The organism is Novipirellula galeiformis (genome assembly GCF_007860095.1).
Lineage (GTDB): Bacteria > Planctomycetota > Planctomycetia > Pirellulales > Pirellulaceae > Novipirellula > Novipirellula galeiformis.
The window spans coordinates 588816-606287 of record NZ_SJPT01000001.1 but is presented as its reverse complement, the minus strand read 5'-3'; the positions used below and the strand labels follow the sequence as shown (position 1 = coordinate 606287).

The window sequence follows — 17472 nt, the reverse complement described above, 5'->3', positions numbered from 1 at the left end:
TCGGGGTCCCTTGAAACCATGCACGTCATCGATCGCCGTCAAAATCCCAATGCCAAGAGTCTGGGGAACCGTCAACGGTTCGTCCGACGGGTCAAATCGCATATCCGCAAAGCGGTCAAGGAAGCGATTCGTCATCGCAAAGTTGCCGATCTCGAAGGCAGCGAAAAGGTGTCGATCAGCGCCAGCGATGTCAGCGAACCGAACTTCAATTTCGAACGTGGCACCGGCAATCGCAACTACGTGCTACCGGGCAACCGCGGCTACCAACGCGGCGATCACATTCGTAAACCAAGCGGGGCAGGGGGGGCCGGTGGAGCGACCGGCAGCGCCGATGGCGACGGCGAGGACATGTTTGTGTTCTTGCTCACGCGAGAAGAGTTCCTCGACATGTTCTTCGACGATCTCGAGTTACCCAACTTGGCCAAACGCAAGCTAAAGTCGATGACGACGACGTCTCGCACCCGCGCGGGATACTCGGTCGACGGAGCGCCACAGCGATTGAACCTACGTGAAACGATGCGGCGATCCTTGTCGCGTCGCATCGCACTGGGCCGCCCCAAACTTAGCCAACTCGATGCGCTGTTGGCCGAACTCAGTCAAGCCCAAGAGGATGGCGACGAGGAAGCGGTTCGCCGGTTAACCGCACAGGTCACCCAGACGCGGCGACGGATGCAACGGATCAGCTATCTCGACACGGTCGATCTGCGATACAACCGTTTTGAACAACGATCCAAACCGACCACGCAAGCGGTCATGTTTTGCTTGATGGATACGTCCGCGTCGATGACCGAAGATTTGAAAGATCTGGCTAAGCGTTTTTACATGCTGCTACACCTGTTCCTAACACGCTACTACCAAGCGGTCGAAATTGTCTTCATCCGGCACACCTACACCGCGTCGGAAGTTGACGAGCAGACCTTTTTCTATGGGCGTGAGACCGGTGGGACGGTGGTCTCCTCGGCGTTGATCGAAATGGAGCGAATCATCAAAGCACGTTATCCGGTCGAGGATTGGAACATCTATGCCGCCCAGGCCTCCGATGGCCATAACTTCGACCACGATATGCCGCAAACCCTAGCGTTGCTCGAGCAATCCATTCTGCCAATGTGCCAGTATTATGCCTACATCGAAGTGGGCGATGAGCCGTTTCGAGACGAGAGCGTGCTGTGGAAACACTATGCCAAACTTGTCACCCCCTACCCTCACTTTGAACGGGCTCAGGTAAGCGAACCTTCCGAAATCTATCCCGTTTTTCACAAACTGTTCTCTAGCACGAAGCAAACAGCCTAACAGGCGGAGTCGCCGATGAACGGAAAGAATCTGATCTACCAGGGCTCGGAATGGGATTTCGATTCGCTGCACCGTGTCCATGAAGCGATTGAACAAATCGCACTCCAAGAACTCGGGCTAGACATCTATCCCAACCAGATTGAGGTGATCACCAGCGAACAAATGCTCGACGCCTATGCGGCGATTGGAATGCCGTTGATGTATCAACATTGGTCCTTTGGGAAACATTTCGCTCATGAAGAACTGCTCTACCGCAAAGGAGCTCGCGCGTTAGCGTATGAGTTGGTAATCAACTCGAACCCGTGTGTGTCGTATGTGATGGAAGAGAACACCATGACGATGCAGGCCTTGGTGATCGCCCATGCGGCCTTTGGGCATAACCATTTCTTTAAAAACAATCATTTGTTCCGCCAATGGACGCGTGCCGATCGGGTGTTGGACGACTTGGCCTATGCAAAACATTATGTCGCCGAGTGTGAACAACGTTATGGGTTGCATGCCGTCGAAAGCATTCTCGACGCCGCCCACGCCTTGATGGCGCACGGCGTCAGTCGCTACGCCCCCAAACGCTCGCTCCGTGCCAAGGATCGGATTGCCAAAGCGGCGCTGCGTCACGAGCACGAGCAATCCACCTATAACGATCTGTGGCGAACGCTCCCGAGCCGCAGCAAATCGCAACCGAGTGAACATCAGGATCATGACGCTCCCTCAGCCGAAAGCCTTCATTTACCCGAAGAAAACATCCTGGCCTTTCTCGCCAATCATGCCCCGAAACTGAAAGATTGGCAGCGTGAAATCTTGCATATCGTTCGTCGCACCGCCCAGTATTTCTATCCGCAACGACAAACCAAGATGATGAACGAGGGCTGTGCGACCTTTATTCATTACAAGATTATGAATCGCTTGTACGACACCGGCAGGATCGACGAAGGATCGATGCTCGAGTTTTTGCATATGCATTCCGCCGTCATCACCCAGCCTCAATTTGACGATCGACGCTACAGCGGACTGAACCCTTACGCGATCGGTTTTGCGATGATGCAGGATCTCGCCAAGATCTGCGATGATCCGACTGACGAGGATCGACAGTGGTTTCCCGAGTTCGCTGGCAACGGTCAAGCGATGGCGACGCTACGTGACGCATGGTCCGAGTACCGCGATGAAAGTTTCATCCTGCAATTCCTCAGCCCACGATTGATCCGCGACATGCGTCTGTTCGCCGTCGGCGACGAGAGCGGGTTGCCCTACTTGTCCGTCGACGCGATTCACAACGAAGAGGGTTACCGCGACATACGGCGACAATTGGCCGAGCAATACGACTTGCTCAAGCATGAACCAGAGATCGAAGTGACCGAAGCGGACTTAAAAGGAAACCGACGGTTGGTTTTAACCCACCGCGTCCGCGGTGGACGATTGTTATCCAAAAGCGATTGCAATCGCACCCTTTGCCATATCGCCAATCTGTGGGGATACCGCGTGCGTCTGATCGAAATCGATTCAGAGACCGGCAAAACTCTCAACGATTACGACGTCGTCGCGATGCCCTAACGCATGGCGATTGCTTGCTCTCTCTGTTTGGGCCAGACCTGATTCGGCCTGATACCCGGTCGGATCGCCCCTACAAACGCGACGAAAGAGCAGGGCAGTGGTCATGGGGTAAAACGAAAAAAAGGCCGCCTTCCTAGTAGGAAAGCAGCCTTTTCGATATTGAATTGGCCCTCATGGACCCTCGTGCGAAACCCCGCGACACTAAGACACGCGACACTAAGACACGCGACACTAAGACGCTCGGCAGCCCAGTGCGTATTGTGGCGGAGCCTATCGGGGAGGACGCCGCTGCGGACGCGCACTCAACTCAAATGCCAAATCGGTAGCCCCTGTGTCGGGAACCGTGGTATAGACCGGCGATTGATCGGGTTGGCTATACGCTGCGGGCAATTGGTTGATCAAATTCGCATCGGCTGCCGAGGTCCCGGGCGGGACAGGAGAGCCATCGGGCATTGCGTACTTTTGAAACAAAACAAGGTACCTGCCTGGAACCACTCCCTCGGAATCCGCTGACGCCTGAAACTTGAACGTTCCATCGGCCGCGCTGACGGCATAGCCACCGCGTCCCTTCACTCCTTCTTGAGGCACAAGCGTAAGTGAAACGCCCTCAATCGGCTCGTTCTCATAAAGCACGGTTCCGGATGCCGGTACCCCTTCAAGAGAAGACTTACTGCCGCAGCCGACACTTCCCAGCGACACGACTGCTAGCGTGCACAAAAACGGCTTCCACATTTGTATCACCAAAACTTTCAACAGCTCTCAAATGGATGTATCAACATAAGATGAAATCATCCGGCGGATCTTGAGAGACCCGCCGGACGAAGAGGAGGTTTATCGATTAAAAACCTTCAAGCACTTGATTATCCGAGACATAGGCCAACCGCTGCAACGTGATGTAGTCGGTCGAATCCGTAATGAAACGCACCGAACCGTCGCCCAACGTGTATTGGGCACCACCGGGATGCAAGCTGCCCGAAGTGGACCATTCCCCTAACCTGCTAGGGAGACTTTCACGTTGGTAGGGACTGGCATCCCAACCACAACATTCATTGTCGTTAATCCCACGGGCCCAGACCAAGTCGACTCCATTGCCGACCCACTTGGTGTAACCCCAAGTTTGCGCAACCCCGTCGATACAGGCACGAAGCGTCTCACAGATCGCCACGGTGTTGCTAGTACCATCGGTCAAATCTCGTATCCGCGACCAATCGTCGAAACCAAACATCCGTCGCGTCGTCATCGAATCTTCAGTCCATTTGGCAGCGGAACTCGAAGTCCGCCGGATGCTGAATTCATAGTTCGTGTACGCACCCTTGAGTGTGGTCGTGCCGTTGGAGATGGAGTACGCATCACTGTTGGTGGTTGCGTAGTTGGTGGGATTCGAATCGGAAGGACACAAGAACGCCTCCACCGCCGTACTGACGACAACGTCATTGACATTGCCAGGCTCTCCTGGCCGCGGTCCCCCAATGGAGCTCTGGCCTGAATCCCGCACATAGCCACCGGTCGCCATCGACAAATCGGCTTGGTCGTAGAGCGCTTGTTGCTCGATGTAAGGCAGCAAGCCCAACCAACCGCGGTGATTGCGCACATTGTTCATTCCCGGAATGGCACTGCCCGAGGTGATTGAACCAGCTCCTCCCGCCGAATAAGGGAACTTCTGAAAGGCACTGTGGTAATTGTGCAATGCCAATCCGATTTGCTTCATGTTGTTCGAACACGACATCCGCCGAGCGGCTTCCCGCGCTGCTTGGACGGCGGGTAACAACAACCCAACTAAAACCCCGATGATGGCAATCACCACCAGCAATTCAACGAGGGTAAAGCCATTTCTTGAACGAGGATTCATAAGAACTCACTCCCATAGAGATAGGTAAGGAAAAGAAATGCATAGCGATAAAAACGACTACGCCAAAGCAGCCAAGCCGAGTGATGCGAAAGCGAAAAACACTCTCGCCTACGATTAACGGAGTAGATGCGGAAGAAAAGAAAATCGAAGCCTCTTAAGGGGAGACCTCTCGATGTCCCCCAATAGGTTTCACCATCAACTGTACAATCCAAGCAAACATTAAGCAAGATCAACCTCCCTTAGCCACGCCTTAATGGATACCTCCTGAGCGTTAGCGCCAAACCACCTGGACGCCGTGGTAAATTCTTCCTCCCCCCCTTCCATTTCCCACATCGAACGTCAGTCACGATTGGGTTGGAAATCAGGCAGGTTGATTCGCCGTGCTGTTGGAGCGAGCCGTAGGCCGCGAACCGATGCAGCACGAAGAAACGCCAACTCCGCAGGGGGCACTGGTAGCCAAGCGAACGGTGCGGCCGACGGGCGCTAAAGTCCTGTCGACAAGCCTGTGCATTAAATTAATCCGTGCACTGATCCGTGCATCGCGAATCACTCAACCAGCGTGTCATTCGCTCTCTCGCTTGGAATAGGCGTCAAACCTTGATCGCCAGGCATTCTCACGTGAACTCGCCAACGAGATTCAAGAGGCCAATGGTGCCTCGATCAAGGATCAACGATTGCACGCTATTGCAAGTCCACTCGTCGTGCACGAAAACCGCCGATGGAACCCCAACAGACATTGCCTCCGACGCCAGTGGACGTGTTTTTGGACGGTCTCGCGCCCCCCCTACGCCTAGCAGCCTTCCAAAGTCGATACCACGTTTTCATAACAATGGTCTCACCGTAGCGGCGACGGAATTGACAGCGACGTCGACAGCCCCAGCGAGGACAGCGGATTGGAAAACGCTCGCCAGAAGACAGAAATCGAAACTTTGAATCGGAGGTTAGACACTTAGGATGCCGCTTCGCGTCACTCGACTTCACACCGGAGCAAGGTTCAATCAAGTGAGTGCAGCGTCCCTCTTTTGGGCTAGCTTCGCAATCGAATGCTTGTCATTACAGGCAGCGGCCAATCAATCCGACTCAGCCCAGGAACTCAACGAAGCGCAGTGGAACACGAGAAGCCATCGACGCCCCCCTAACGCCGAAACACACCACCTTCGGGCTAACCACCACCCCTCTAAAACAAGTAGAACCAAGAGGCTTGGTCATCGAAACACCGACTCCCAACCACCGAAGGACGACTCCAAGTCAACCCGCACGCCTCCTCTTGCAACACGACAATGCAGCAACCCCAAGACCTCCGTAGCGGTGCGTGGGCGCCCCCGCAGCATTCCTTGAGGCTAAACGTGGAACCTCCTTCCCTAGCGACCGGGCGGACATCGATGGCGAGAGCCGCGAAGCCATGTCGCCTCGAAGCCCCGTCGTCTCGAAGCCATGTCGTCTGGACATCGGCTAATCCACCCTTGCCTGTCGCATGAATGTGGTTAGCACCGCTGTCGCCGTTAGAATCATCGCCGAGCGAACGTGCCAACGTGACGGATTCCGGCAAAGGCCCTCCCGAAGCAGACAGCCCCCATTTTCCACGACGGGTAAACCCAAAAAAAGGGTCAGCTCCGAAACGCGGAGCTGACCCGATGCATTGGAGCACGACAACCAGCCTGTCATTTGCGATGGCAGGTAGAAAGCGCCGACGCCGATTTTCTTACCGTTACAAACGCCGCTGCGGACGCGCCGTTAGCTCAAACTTCAAATCGCTTTCGCCAGCGTCTGAAATGGTGGTGTAGATCGGCGACTGATCAGGCTGGCTATAGACTTCAGACAATTCGTTGCTGAAATTGGCATCCGCTGCGGAAGTCCCCGGTGGAATCGGTGAACCATCGGGCATCGTGTACTTTTGGAACAGGACAAGGTACTTGCCTGGAACCACTCCCTCCGCTTCGGGTGACGCTTGGAACTTAAATGTTCCATCGGCAGCGCTGACCGCATACCCACCGCGGCCCTTAACGCCCTCTTGCGGAACCAGCGTTAGCGTGACGCCTTCGATCGGCTGATTGTCATAGAACACGGTGCCCGACGCGGGAACCACATCGAGGGCGGGCTTACTATCGCAGCCGACACCTCCCAGTGAGACCACCGCAAGAACACAAAAAAACGGTTTCCACATTTGCATTACAAAACTTCCTCGAGAACTGGAAATGACGCCCCAAGCATAACCGATGTCAAACGGACGGAGCGATTCGAACCGCCGCATGATCGAGAATTTCAATCATTAAAAATCCGCCAACACTTGACCATCAGCGATATACGCTAACCGCTGCAACGTGGTGTAATCGATCGACTCGCTAATGAAACGAACCGAGCCGTCGCCCAAGGTGTATTGAGCTCCACCGGGATGCAAACTGCCCGACGTTCCCCACTCACCGAGCCGACTGGGCAACCGCTGCTGAGCGTACGGTGGCGATGTCCAACCGCAACACTCATTGTCGTTGATCCCGCGAGACCAAACGATATCCACTCCATGGCCAACCCATTTGGAGTATCCCCAGGTCGCCGCCACTCCATCAATAATGTTGCGCAGCGTCTCACAGACCGCCACGGTATTGCTGGTTCCATCGGTAAGATCTCGCATCCGCGAGGAGTCGTCAAAACCAAACATACGGCGCGTCGTCATCGCATCTTCACTCCAGATGACCCCCGAATTAAAGGTCCGCCGAATGCTGAAGTCATAATTGGTGTAGGCCCCCTTGAGCGTCGTTGACCCAGGGGAAATCGAGTAATGAGCACTCGACGTGTCGGAGTAGTGGGTGGAATTCGAATCCGAGGGACACAAAAACGCCTCCACCGCCGTGCTGACAACGATGTCATTGGCATTGCCAGGCTGCCCTGGCTTCGGCCCCGAAAGAGTGGCCTTGGATGTATCCCGCTCGTACGCCCCGGTCGCCAGCGACATATCGGCTTGATCGTACAACGCTTGCTGTTCAATGTAAGGCAACAAACCTAGCCATCCGCGATGGTTACGAACCTTGGTCAGTCCTGGGATCGCACTGCCACTATCAATCGATCCGGCCCCCGAGGTCGAATAGGGGAACCTGTTAAAGGCGCTGTGATAATTGTGCAACGCCAAGCCAATCTGTTTCATGTTGTTGCTACACGACATCCGCCGCGCCGCTTCACGCGCCGCCTGCACCGCGGGCAACAACAATCCGACTAATACTCCGATGATGGCAATCACCACCAATAATTCAACGAGCGTAAAGCCCCTTCTTGAACGACGACTCATGAGACCACTTCTCCAAATGAGTAACTAAATAACAAAACAAACACACGACTCGTAAAAAAGTTGTCATCGAGAAACCACGACGATGCGTCAACCAATGTCGAAATCATCAACGCGGTCGGACAACGAAAACAGCTAAAAAATAACCTTACCACCACCGAAACCGCGAACCGCCTTTGCACAGATGCAATCAAGTGCAACTCCATTTAAACTCAATGGCAACAAATTGACAGCAACAAACGCCCCCTCGCAATGAAAAATCCCTCTTCACTAACGTCGTCAAGCGGAAAACAAAACGCCACTAAAATCGAAAAACATCCTAACCAGAAGCAATGGCAATCCTCCAATACCTCCTCGTCTCCCTCGCCAACCACCACCCTCCCAGGCCGCAGCAAACCCCCACCGGAGTCGCCCTGCAGGATTTCACCAAGTGAATATGAGCGAGGGCCTTCAAAGCAGCCGATTCGGCGTGGACGCAGAACAACGAGGATGCACCGGAGACGGCATCCCGTTGGTGGACGGAGCGAAAAAAAAAGAGAGCCAGACCCGCACCCTGCGGATCAAACTCTCTTAAAAAACACCGAAATCAATCGACGATTTAAGGTGGAATCGGGTGAAGTCCGCCAGATAATGGGGCGGTGCAACGACTAGAACTCCCCAAGCACTTGACCATCGGCGATGTAGCCCAATCGCAGCATGATGGTTGACTCGGTCGAGTCACTTAGAAAACGGACCGAGCCATCAGCCAACGTGAACTGGGCTCCACCGGGATGTAAGCTTCCCGACGTCGACCATTCTCCCAACCGACTGGGTAACTGGGCGCGCGAGTTGGGTGGCGAATCCCAACCGCAACAGGCGTTGTCGTTGATTCCTCTTGCCCACGCAGAATCGACACCGCTACCGACCCATTTGGCGTAGCCCCAAGTCTGTGCAACCCCGTTGATCACGGAGCGAAGCGTCTCAGCGACTGCAATCGTATTACTAGTACCGTCGGTCAAATCTCGCATTCGTGACCAATCATCGATCCCAAACATGCGTCGTGACGTCATCGAATCTTCACTCCACTTTGGAGTCGATTCCGAAGCTCGACGAACGCTGAAGTCATAGTTGGTAAAAGCGCCCTGAAGGGTCGTTGTTCCGGGCGAGATCGAGTAATGAGGGCTGCTCGTCGTCGTATAATTCGTGGGATTTGTATCCGATGGACACATAAACGCCTCGACCACGGTGCTCACGACGATGTCATTGGCATTGCCCGGTTCCCCCGGCTTTGGTCCCGAAATCGTGGACTTGGATGTATCCCGCTCGTACGCCCCCGTCGCCAGCGATAAATCGGTTTGATCGTATAAAGCTTGCTGTTCGATATAAGGCAACAACCCAATCCAACCGCGGTGATTACGAACCTTAGTCAAACCTGCAACGGCACTGCCGCTCGTCATCGAGCCAAATCCTGCGGCCGAGTAGGGGAACTTTTTGAAGGCGCTGTGGTAGTTATGCAGCGCCAACCCGATTTGCTTCATGTTGTTGCTACACGACATCCGCCGCGCCGCTTCACGCGCCGCCTGTACCGCAGGTAACAACAATCCAACCAACACTCCGATGATGGCAATCACCACCAATAATTCAACGAGCGTAAAGCCCCTTTTTGAACGACGACTCATGAGATCTCACTTCCCAAATAGGTAACAAACGAAACACAAATTTTTGAATAAACGGTATCGAGTCACCACATGGAAGCGCCTTCAAGAACGGAAAGCATCCATGTGGTTTCCAAAGAGATAAGTACTGAGAAAGAAGTTCCGCGACCGAGAGAAACCCAGCCACTTCGTAATACGATCTGTACCGTTTGTAATGGCTCCGAGATCAACAAGCAACAAATTTGCAAAAAAACTCAAGAACTCACCGGAGCCCCTCTGCGACGCCAATCGACACCCCCCTCCAGTCGACAAGACAGGGTTTCCCAACCGATTTCAAGGGTATCGATGATGGACAGCTCCGATGCAGTCCACTGTCGCTCCACCGGGCCAGCGGGCCAGCGGGCCAGCGGCCAAGGTAAACCGACACTCTGCCGAGATGGAAACGGCCCCAGGCCGACCATTCAGCCGATTTGCATCATGTCCTCTGAACCCAACCTCCGTCACGCCGCTTCACGCCTGACTTGGCCCGGTGGCAACAAGCAACCGCCCAAGGGCACCGCCAAACATTGATGGTGCCCAACGATTACAATCGAGGCCTCTCGAGGGCGTTGCCGTCAATGCAATCTCTCATTTCCACAACCATCGGAATCCGTTTCCATGAAGATGTCTTTCATTGCGATTCTCGCTTGTCTGATCGTCACGACCACCAGCGCAGACGAGACGTCGCGTCTGATGAGCTACAACATTCGTTACTTAAGTCCAAATGATGGCAAGGATCATTGGGATCACCGAGTCGATGACGTTGCCAAAGCGATCCAGCAAGCCGATATCGTTGGATTGCAAGAAGCAACACGAAAGCAGATCGATGATCTCGCGGCGCGGTTGCCCGATTTTTATTGGTATGGTCTGGGACGCAGCGACGGCGCCGACGGGGGTGAGTTCTCACCTCTATTTTGGCGACGAGACCAATTTGACGTGGTGCGTAAGGGAACCTTTTGGCTTGGTCCCGATCCAGGAGCCATCGGTATGAACGCCTGGGGGGCGAATCTGCCGCGGATTTGTTCGTGGATTGAAATCCATGCAAAATCCAACCCTCAGCGGTGGCTCTTGATGAACACGCACTTCGATCATCAAAGTGCCCAGGCACGTGAAAACTCGGCGAAGCTATTGCGCAGCAAAGCCGCCGAATTGCGAGACAACCTTGATGTCGTCGTGATGGGCGACCTCAACGCGCTCCCCAAATCGAGACCGCTGCAACATTTGCTCGCAGGCGATCTCGAGGGGGTCACCTTTTTCGACTCCATCGCACAAAGTGCTGCCATGCCCACAGGCCCCCAAGGGACGTTCAATGGGTTCAAGAAGTTAAACTTGTCCGGCAGAATCGACTACATCCTGTTGAGCGATCCCAAAGCAAACGTGACCACGCATCAGACACTTGACCCGAGAACTTCATCGGGGCGTTTCGCCAGCGATCATCAAGCCGTGATGATCACGATCGCTTCGCCGGCGCAGTGAGCGGAAACCGAGGCCCCCGCGACAACATAGCGACGCTAAGGGAATCGTTTGGTCTCTCGCTAACGCGTCGGGCTATGAAAAACACGCAACTTAGGCACTTACGCGTCGGATCATGAACTATCGGGGTGGACGTCCAGCGGCTCGTGTTGCGGATCGACTGCTGCCCCGCCGCTTAGGAAATAATATCACGCCGATTTTGCACGTAATCCCAAACGACAAAACGATCTAAATCGCGACCGCTGGTAAAGAACACGCGGCCTTGGGTGGTCTCCGCAAGTCGGTAGGCAAAGCGAATATCCTCTTCGTTTTGCGACCAACTCGGGACCAGAAAAAGATTGATCGTGATGCCTTCCTTTTGGCACAAACGGGCTTCACGCATCGTCGCTTGCTCGGTCATCGGGTCGGGTGGATACAACATGTATAGCCACTCGTCCTCGAAATGCGCCGTCGGCAATCCATCGGTGATCAGCACGATTTGTCGATTGGGCGTGTCACTGTTAACAAGATTTTGCCGGGCCAGTTTTAGCGCGTGCTGGATGTTCGTAAAGTGAGGATGGACTTGGTGCTCACTGAGTTCATCATCACTCATGTCCGCTTTTAGCCGTACCCAGGGGTCATGAATGGTGACGGTCTTGGGCATCAATTCGATAATCTCGCCGGGCGAAACCAATTTTGCGAATGTATACATTTCGATGAAACGGAGGAAGTCACCGGGATACTCCGATTGAATCAACCCCTGCATGGCCAACGCCATACGTTTCACATTGATGTATTGGCCGTCGTACCGCATCGACCCGCTCATGTCCATGATCACGCAGGTCGCACACTTCGGATGGTTCCGTGTTTGATGCACAACAATATCATCACTACGCAATCGCAACGGTCGCTCGTCGCCTTGCCGCAACAGTGCATTGATGATCGTTTGTGGCAAATCCATGTTCGCAACGCTATCACCAAACTCGTAGGGTCGAGTTCGCTGTAGCTCGACGGCGCCTTCGCCGACCACGTCACCTGCATGCCGTCCGGAGCGGGAAGGAGCAAGTTGGCTAAAGATTCGCTCCAACAGCCGTCCTTGAAAAATTTTGTAAGCCTTGGGAGTCAAGCGAAATCCGCCTTGTTTGTTTGGATCCTTCTCCAACCCTTGACGTTCGGCTTGCTCACGGGCGAGGTTTTCCAATTGGCGACGCATCTCTTCGAGCTGCTGCATGTCACCGGGCTGGGTGAATTCGCTCAACAGATCCATATCGATGATCGCAATCTGAGCCGTCTTCTCCGCTTCCTCTAATTGCTTTAACAACTCATCGATCTTCTCTAACTCTTCCTTGACCTCCAACGCTTTGTCGATCGACATCGACTCGAGCCCAGTAAAGTGATAGCTCGAAGCCAGTTCTTCGATATGGTGCTTGTCGCTCATTCGCTGAGTCACTTTGAGCAAATCCCGGGCGGCGGCGCTTTGATCGTCGCCCGCTTGGTACCACAACGACTCCAACAGGTAAGGTTGTTCTTGCGCGATGGCGCGTTGAAAATGCTTGTCGAGCGTTTTCGGCAAACGAACCTGTTTGGCCGATTGATGGAACGCTTTGCGCGCCTTCTTTTGAACGGTATCGCATTCGTAGGTGGCTAGAATTTTGCGTTTACGTTCTTCCAAGATCGCGCGCAGCATCTCCAAGCTGGGTCCAAGGCTGGCAAGCTGACTAGGGTCCAAGCGGATCGCCCGAGCGAGCTCCTCTTCGGTTAACTCGTGATAGTTGCCGTACATCAACGCTTGTTCAAACGCCGAGGAAACCAGGTCTGGTGGCGGCTGAGAGGGAGACGGAAACTGTACCGGGTCATATTTTTGATAGGCGTGAATCACGCCCCCAAGTCGACGATCCATTCTGATTTCCTGCGGACGAGCAAATTAAAAGTTGGCATACCGATGTAGGCTGTGGTGTCGGAGAGGGGCCGCCGCGAGGCTGGTGTGCCACGCGTGAGTGTGCCGACCACAAACGAGGAAAGCCGATGTCGGGTCGGACAAGCTCGACACCGATCCGAGTTGCTTAGCACTCGTACTCAATCTTTCCAAATCGCTGTGAGCGACTAATTCGCTCCATGCTGAACAGCCCTGCTAGAACAAACTCGACGCAACTGGCCCTGACCGCATCATTCTCGCTGGCGTTGACCTCAAACGCCTTGTTCCAAGCGGGTGGGACATTCCGTAGTCGCTCGGCGTAGTCACGGCTAGGCAGCAAATCACCGACTTCCACGCGAACCCCGCCACGAAAGATTTCGGCGATCTCCGACAAACCATGCTCTTCCACATACTCTTTGAAGACGACTTCGATGGCTTTTGCCACGACGGCATCGAGCACTTGCCGCTCACTCATTTGATGGGTCCCCATCAAATCGAGCTCAAGCTTTCCAAGCGAACTGGAATAGAGATGTCCCAAATCACTGATTCGTGGGACGGCCGGTTTCTCGCCATGGATCACCCCCCGTTGTCGGGCCGATGCGACAAGTGTGCGAAAGTTTGCCAGTGAGAATCGAGCGGAAACACCAGAGGCTTGATCGACGTACTTGCTATGACGAGCTTGGTTGGTGATCTCTTCGACGATTTGGTACATAAAGTACGGCACTTGCACCGGATAATCGCTTTCAAGATCGTGTCCCACCTCCTGTTGTAGGATCTCAATTCCTTGATCTCGTTCACTCGGATAATGCGTCTGGACAATCGCGCCGATGCGGTCCTTCAGCTGCGGAATGACTTTACCACTACGATTATAAGTCGCTGGATTCGCCGAAAACAAAATCACCAAATCGATATCAAATTGAATGGGATAACCACGGATTTGCACATCGCGTTCTTCGAGGATATTGAACAACCCGACTTGGACAAGATCATCCAACTCCGGCAATTCGTTCATCGCAAAAATGCCACGATGCATGCGTGGAATCAAACCGAACGATAGCGCCTCTTCAGCACTCATGCTGACTCCGCCGGTGAGTTTGGCGGGATCGATTTCACCAATGATGTCGGCGAACTTTGTCCCTGGGCTGAGACGTTCAGCATATCGGTTACTGCGATGCCACCAAGCGATCTTGATGTCCTCCGCAGGGGTATCGCGGAGGAGTCGTTTTCCGGCCGCCGAAATGGGTTTTTCAGGATCCTCGTGCACCGGCAAATCGGGATGATCGATGTAGGGCACCCATTCATCCAAAAACCGAGTCAACATCCTCATGATCCGGCTTTTCGCTTGGCCTTTCTCCCCCAGGAACAACATGTCGTGTCCCGCCAGCAAGGCTAAGTTGATTTCCGGGATCACCGTGTCTTCGTAACCAACGATGCCGGGAAACAATTCCTCGCCACTGGCTAACATGCGAACGAAATTGTCTCGAATTTCTTGCTTGACGCTTTTCGACGCCCAAGAGGTTTCCCGCAATTCGCGTAAGGTAGACGGCTTCGGGGTTTCACTTACCACGTTCATTCACTCTCAGTCCAAGGTCTTGTGTCGTACACTCTCCATGCATTGTACGAGCTTGGCGAGGGTTATTGCATGGCATGCGGGCGAGTGAGATTCAATTCACCGCCGGTTAGCACCTCTTGCACATGAAAATGAGCGTTCGTCTGCGGGGTCACGCGGAGATTCCATTGGATTTCGTGACTTCCCGAGCCAAGCCAACGATCAGCAATCCCCGGGTCGGCCTCAAAAACAACCCGCTCTCCATCGATGCGAACTTCACCGTACGCTTCCTCATCGGCAACCGAAGCCAGCAAGCGAACCTCCATTGGGGTGGACAACCGCAGCTGTCCCGAAAATTCGATCTCAACCACCTGATCTTCTAAACTCCAAATCGCAGCCGATTGCTTCAACGCCTCGGGCGTCAGCAACTCACCTGGCAAGTAGAGCACTTGGAACGGCGCCGGTCGACCGTCAATCGTTACCTGCCCCAACATCCCGCTCATCGAACCGACCAACGTCGGCGTCGTAGCCAACTTGATCGAATCGGTAACCGGCGCCGATTTTGGTGTCACCGCCGCGCGCGTTTTCACCATATAAAACGGCAACTCGGATTCCAGTTCGTCGATCTCACGTTGCAGCTGAAGTTTTTGGAATCCATCCGTTCCTACCACAATCATGCGTTTTAACGCCAACACATGGCAACGAATCGAATCGGCGGTGCGACCATCGGCGTGATCCGCAGCGGTGCGCCAACGATCGGCTAGTGCGTTCCAATCACTGAGCGAGGACGTCTTCGTTAGCGCCAACTCTTGCTTGGCAAGATTCGCAATCCGTGGATCACTGACCTTTGCCAACCAGGGCAGACCATCCTCCCAATTGCGAATCAGCAAACAGTAGTAACGTCCCGCCACGCCACGCTCCGCGTCCGAGGCGAACTCGAGATTCTCTCTGCGAACAACGGTGGCCGACATCTTCGCCGCTTGCTCAATCGCCTGTGCCAGCCGTTGGGCATCAATTACCAGCGGCTCGTCGCCAATCTGCTTTGCCAATTCCGTCGCACTCGCAACGACAAGCCTGCTTTGCTGAAACGACTCCCTCGTTAACAAACGCTCCGCCAACACAAATCCATTGCGAGCCAAAAACTGTTTCGTTTCATCCAAATCCGCGATCGCAAAGGCGGCTAAAAACGATTCGACCAGGATCTCATCCTTGGTGATCGCGAAAACGTTCGTCAAATCGCTTACCTGGCTCTCCACGCTGACGGTGTCCTGCACCAACCACGCGTGCTCTGCGACCAACACCGTTGTGACGAAAGCCTCGTCACTGGCGGCTGCATGATCTGCCACCGAATCCTTTAACTGCTTGAGCAAGCCTGGGATTTGCCCCGGCAACAAGCGGGTTCCGAGCAAGGGGAAACGCGACTTCAGCAGCGTCCGGATGGCCGATCGACGTTCGGGGGAGGGCAGGGGAGGGCGTTTTGATTCATCATCATTCACGCCATTGGCCTCGTGAAAGGCTTGGATTTGCGCGGCCAAATCGTCTAACGACTTGAGCATCTCCAACGAGTTTGCCACCGCAAAGCCATGCGGCCCGGCGGCGCCACGAGCCCCAATTTCCTCGATTGCAAACGGGTCGGGCAGAAACTCCGTGGCGGAGTCCTTGCTCGGTTGGATCGTCATGGAATCAACATCGACGAGTGCGTCTTTTGCGGAGTCTCCCGTTGACGCAACCGCAGCAGGTGGCGGCGCGTGATTGGGCATTTCTCCCTTCGCGACGATCTCTTCCAACTGCGCTAAGAGCGTCGTGTCCTCGCTCATCGAGGGAGCGGGATTGACGGCCGAGCCTAATGGGTCGGCCGTAGCAACGTTGACCGCAGCGACGCCAGTCTCTTCCACCGTTGCGATCACAGCGTTAGCTTGCATCGAATCGGTCGCTATCGATCCCGCCGCTGGGGAATCCGTGACCGCAGCGATGTTATTCTTCCCAGCATCGTTACTCTTCACAGCGATGTCACTCTTCGCAACGTCAACCTCGGTTGCAACCGCTGGAGCCGGCGTCGCATCCGCTGCGGCGCTGGGTAATGCTGCAGCGCTGGGTAATGCTACGGCGTTGGGTAACGTAGCGGTGTGGGATGACGTTGCAGGTTCGACGTGGGTGGCCAGCGCGGTCGTGGGAGTGACATTTTCGTGAGATCGAAAATCGACGGTGGCAATCCCGATCGTAGCGGCGACAAACAAACCGAACAACGAGAACACCGACCGCGGGCGGCGGATCCAGCTTCGCACCTGGGCCAACCGCCGCCGCCGAACCCCTGCTTCAATCAGATCTTGGGAATCGAGGGACTGGGTCCAATTGGCGAGGGTACCCGATGTCCGAACCGCAAAGGACGTTTCCTTCGTTGGGTCAGCGTCAAACCGAAAAAGCTCGACTTCGTCGTCCGCTTGACTTTCAAACTCCGCGCGGCGGGATGTCGATGCCGCAGCGTCAATCCGAAAGTTCTGTTGGCCTGACCACGCAGTTTCGTTGGGCTGCAGTCGCCCCACCAAAATTCGCTGGACGAAGTCGGTGCGGTTGCGGGGATCGAGCACTCGATAAGCCGAGGTGACGACGAGCGACAACTCACGCTCACGTTCGGTCGAAGGCGAGGCAACCTGTTGATCCACCAGCGACTTGCTAACGCGCGACGCCGCCATCCGAATTACCGGCAATCGGCATTCATTCAGACGGACGCCGAGACGTCGAAATTCTTCGACCCCCAACTCGTTCGTTTCGCGGTTAGAAGGTTGCATCGATTCAGTAATGCCTTCACTCAATCCTGTCAAAACTTAATAGACCGATAAAAATGGATGGATCTGGCGAACTTCATTGCCCCTAGGCAAACCGCCGGACCGTGTCACAACATCATTGGATGTCAAACCT

General features: G+C 54.6%; 12 protein-coding genes. 4 read left to right on the top strand and 8 right to left on the bottom strand.

What is annotated here, in order from left to right:
- Positions 1 to 18: 18 nt before the first annotated feature.
- Positions 19 to 1290, top strand: a complete 1272-nt coding sequence (locus Pla52o_RS02115; protein WP_146592920.1) for a YeaH/YhbH family protein — start codon at positions 19 to 21, stop codon at positions 1288 to 1290.
- A gap of 15 nt (positions 1291 to 1305) precedes the next feature.
- Positions 1306 to 2838 (top strand): SpoVR family protein, encoded by a 1533-nt coding sequence (locus Pla52o_RS02110; RefSeq protein ID WP_146592919.1) that lies wholly within the window; start codon positions 1306 to 1308, stop codon positions 2836 to 2838.
- Between the two features lie 270 nt (positions 2839 to 3108).
- Here Pla52o_RS02110 and Pla52o_RS02105 read toward each other — a convergent pair whose 3' ends face one another.
- The 5 genes from Pla52o_RS02105 to Pla52o_RS02085 all read right to left on the bottom strand — a co-directional run bounded on the left by Pla52o_RS02105 (position 3109) and on the right by Pla52o_RS02085 (position 9622).
- Complete coding sequence (locus tag Pla52o_RS02105) at positions 3109 to 3570, bottom strand: hypothetical protein (RefSeq protein WP_146592918.1); 462 nt, start codon at positions 3568 to 3570, stop codon at positions 3109 to 3111.
- A 106-nt stretch (positions 3571 to 3676) separates the two neighbouring features.
- Positions 3677 to 4687 (bottom strand): DUF1559 domain-containing protein, encoded by a 1011-nt coding sequence (locus tag Pla52o_RS02100; protein WP_146593508.1) that lies wholly within the window; start codon positions 4685 to 4687, stop codon positions 3677 to 3679.
- A 1708-nt stretch (positions 4688 to 6395) separates the two neighbouring features.
- Positions 6396 to 6857, bottom strand: coding sequence for a carboxypeptidase regulatory-like domain-containing protein (locus tag Pla52o_RS02095; protein WP_146592917.1), 462 nt, complete (start codon positions 6855 to 6857; stop codon positions 6396 to 6398).
- 99 nt (positions 6858 to 6956) lie between these two features.
- Complete coding sequence (locus Pla52o_RS02090) at positions 6957 to 7967, bottom strand: DUF1559 domain-containing protein (RefSeq protein ID WP_146593507.1); 1011 nt, start codon at positions 7965 to 7967, stop codon at positions 6957 to 6959.
- A 644-nt stretch (positions 7968 to 8611) separates the two neighbouring features.
- Positions 8612 to 9622: a DUF1559 domain-containing protein gene (locus Pla52o_RS02085; protein ID WP_146593506.1), complete on the bottom strand. Its 1011-nt coding sequence runs from the start codon at positions 9620 to 9622 to the stop codon at positions 8612 to 8614.
- Positions 9623 to 9946: 324 nt separating this feature from the next.
- On the opposite strand from Pla52o_RS02085, the gene Pla52o_RS02080 reads away from it, so the two are divergent.
- Positions 9947 to 10168: a hypothetical protein gene (locus Pla52o_RS02080; RefSeq protein ID WP_231612029.1), complete on the top strand. Its 222-nt coding sequence runs from the start codon at positions 9947 to 9949 to the stop codon at positions 10166 to 10168.
- Between the two features lie 87 nt (positions 10169 to 10255).
- Entirely contained in the window at positions 10256 to 11113 is an 858-nt protein-coding gene (locus tag Pla52o_RS02075) for an endonuclease/exonuclease/phosphatase family protein (protein WP_146592915.1), read from the top strand.
- A 172-nt stretch (positions 11114 to 11285) separates the two neighbouring features.
- Here Pla52o_RS02075 and Pla52o_RS02070 read toward each other — a convergent pair whose 3' ends face one another.
- From Pla52o_RS02070 to Pla52o_RS02060, 3 genes are all read right to left on the bottom strand, one after another.
- Entirely contained in the window at positions 11286 to 12989 is a 1704-nt protein-coding gene (locus Pla52o_RS02070) for a VWA domain-containing protein (RefSeq protein WP_146592914.1), read from the bottom strand.
- A gap of 163 nt (positions 12990 to 13152) precedes the next feature.
- On the bottom strand, positions 13153 to 14577 hold the full coding sequence (locus Pla52o_RS02065; RefSeq protein ID WP_146592913.1) for a magnesium chelatase: 1425 nt from the start codon (positions 14575 to 14577) through the stop codon (positions 13153 to 13155).
- Between the two features lie 62 nt (positions 14578 to 14639).
- A complete protein-coding gene (locus Pla52o_RS02060) occupies positions 14640 to 17342 on the bottom strand; it encodes a hypothetical protein (RefSeq protein ID WP_146592912.1) in 2703 nt (900 codons plus the stop codon).
- Positions 17343 to 17472: the final 130 nt, after the last annotated feature.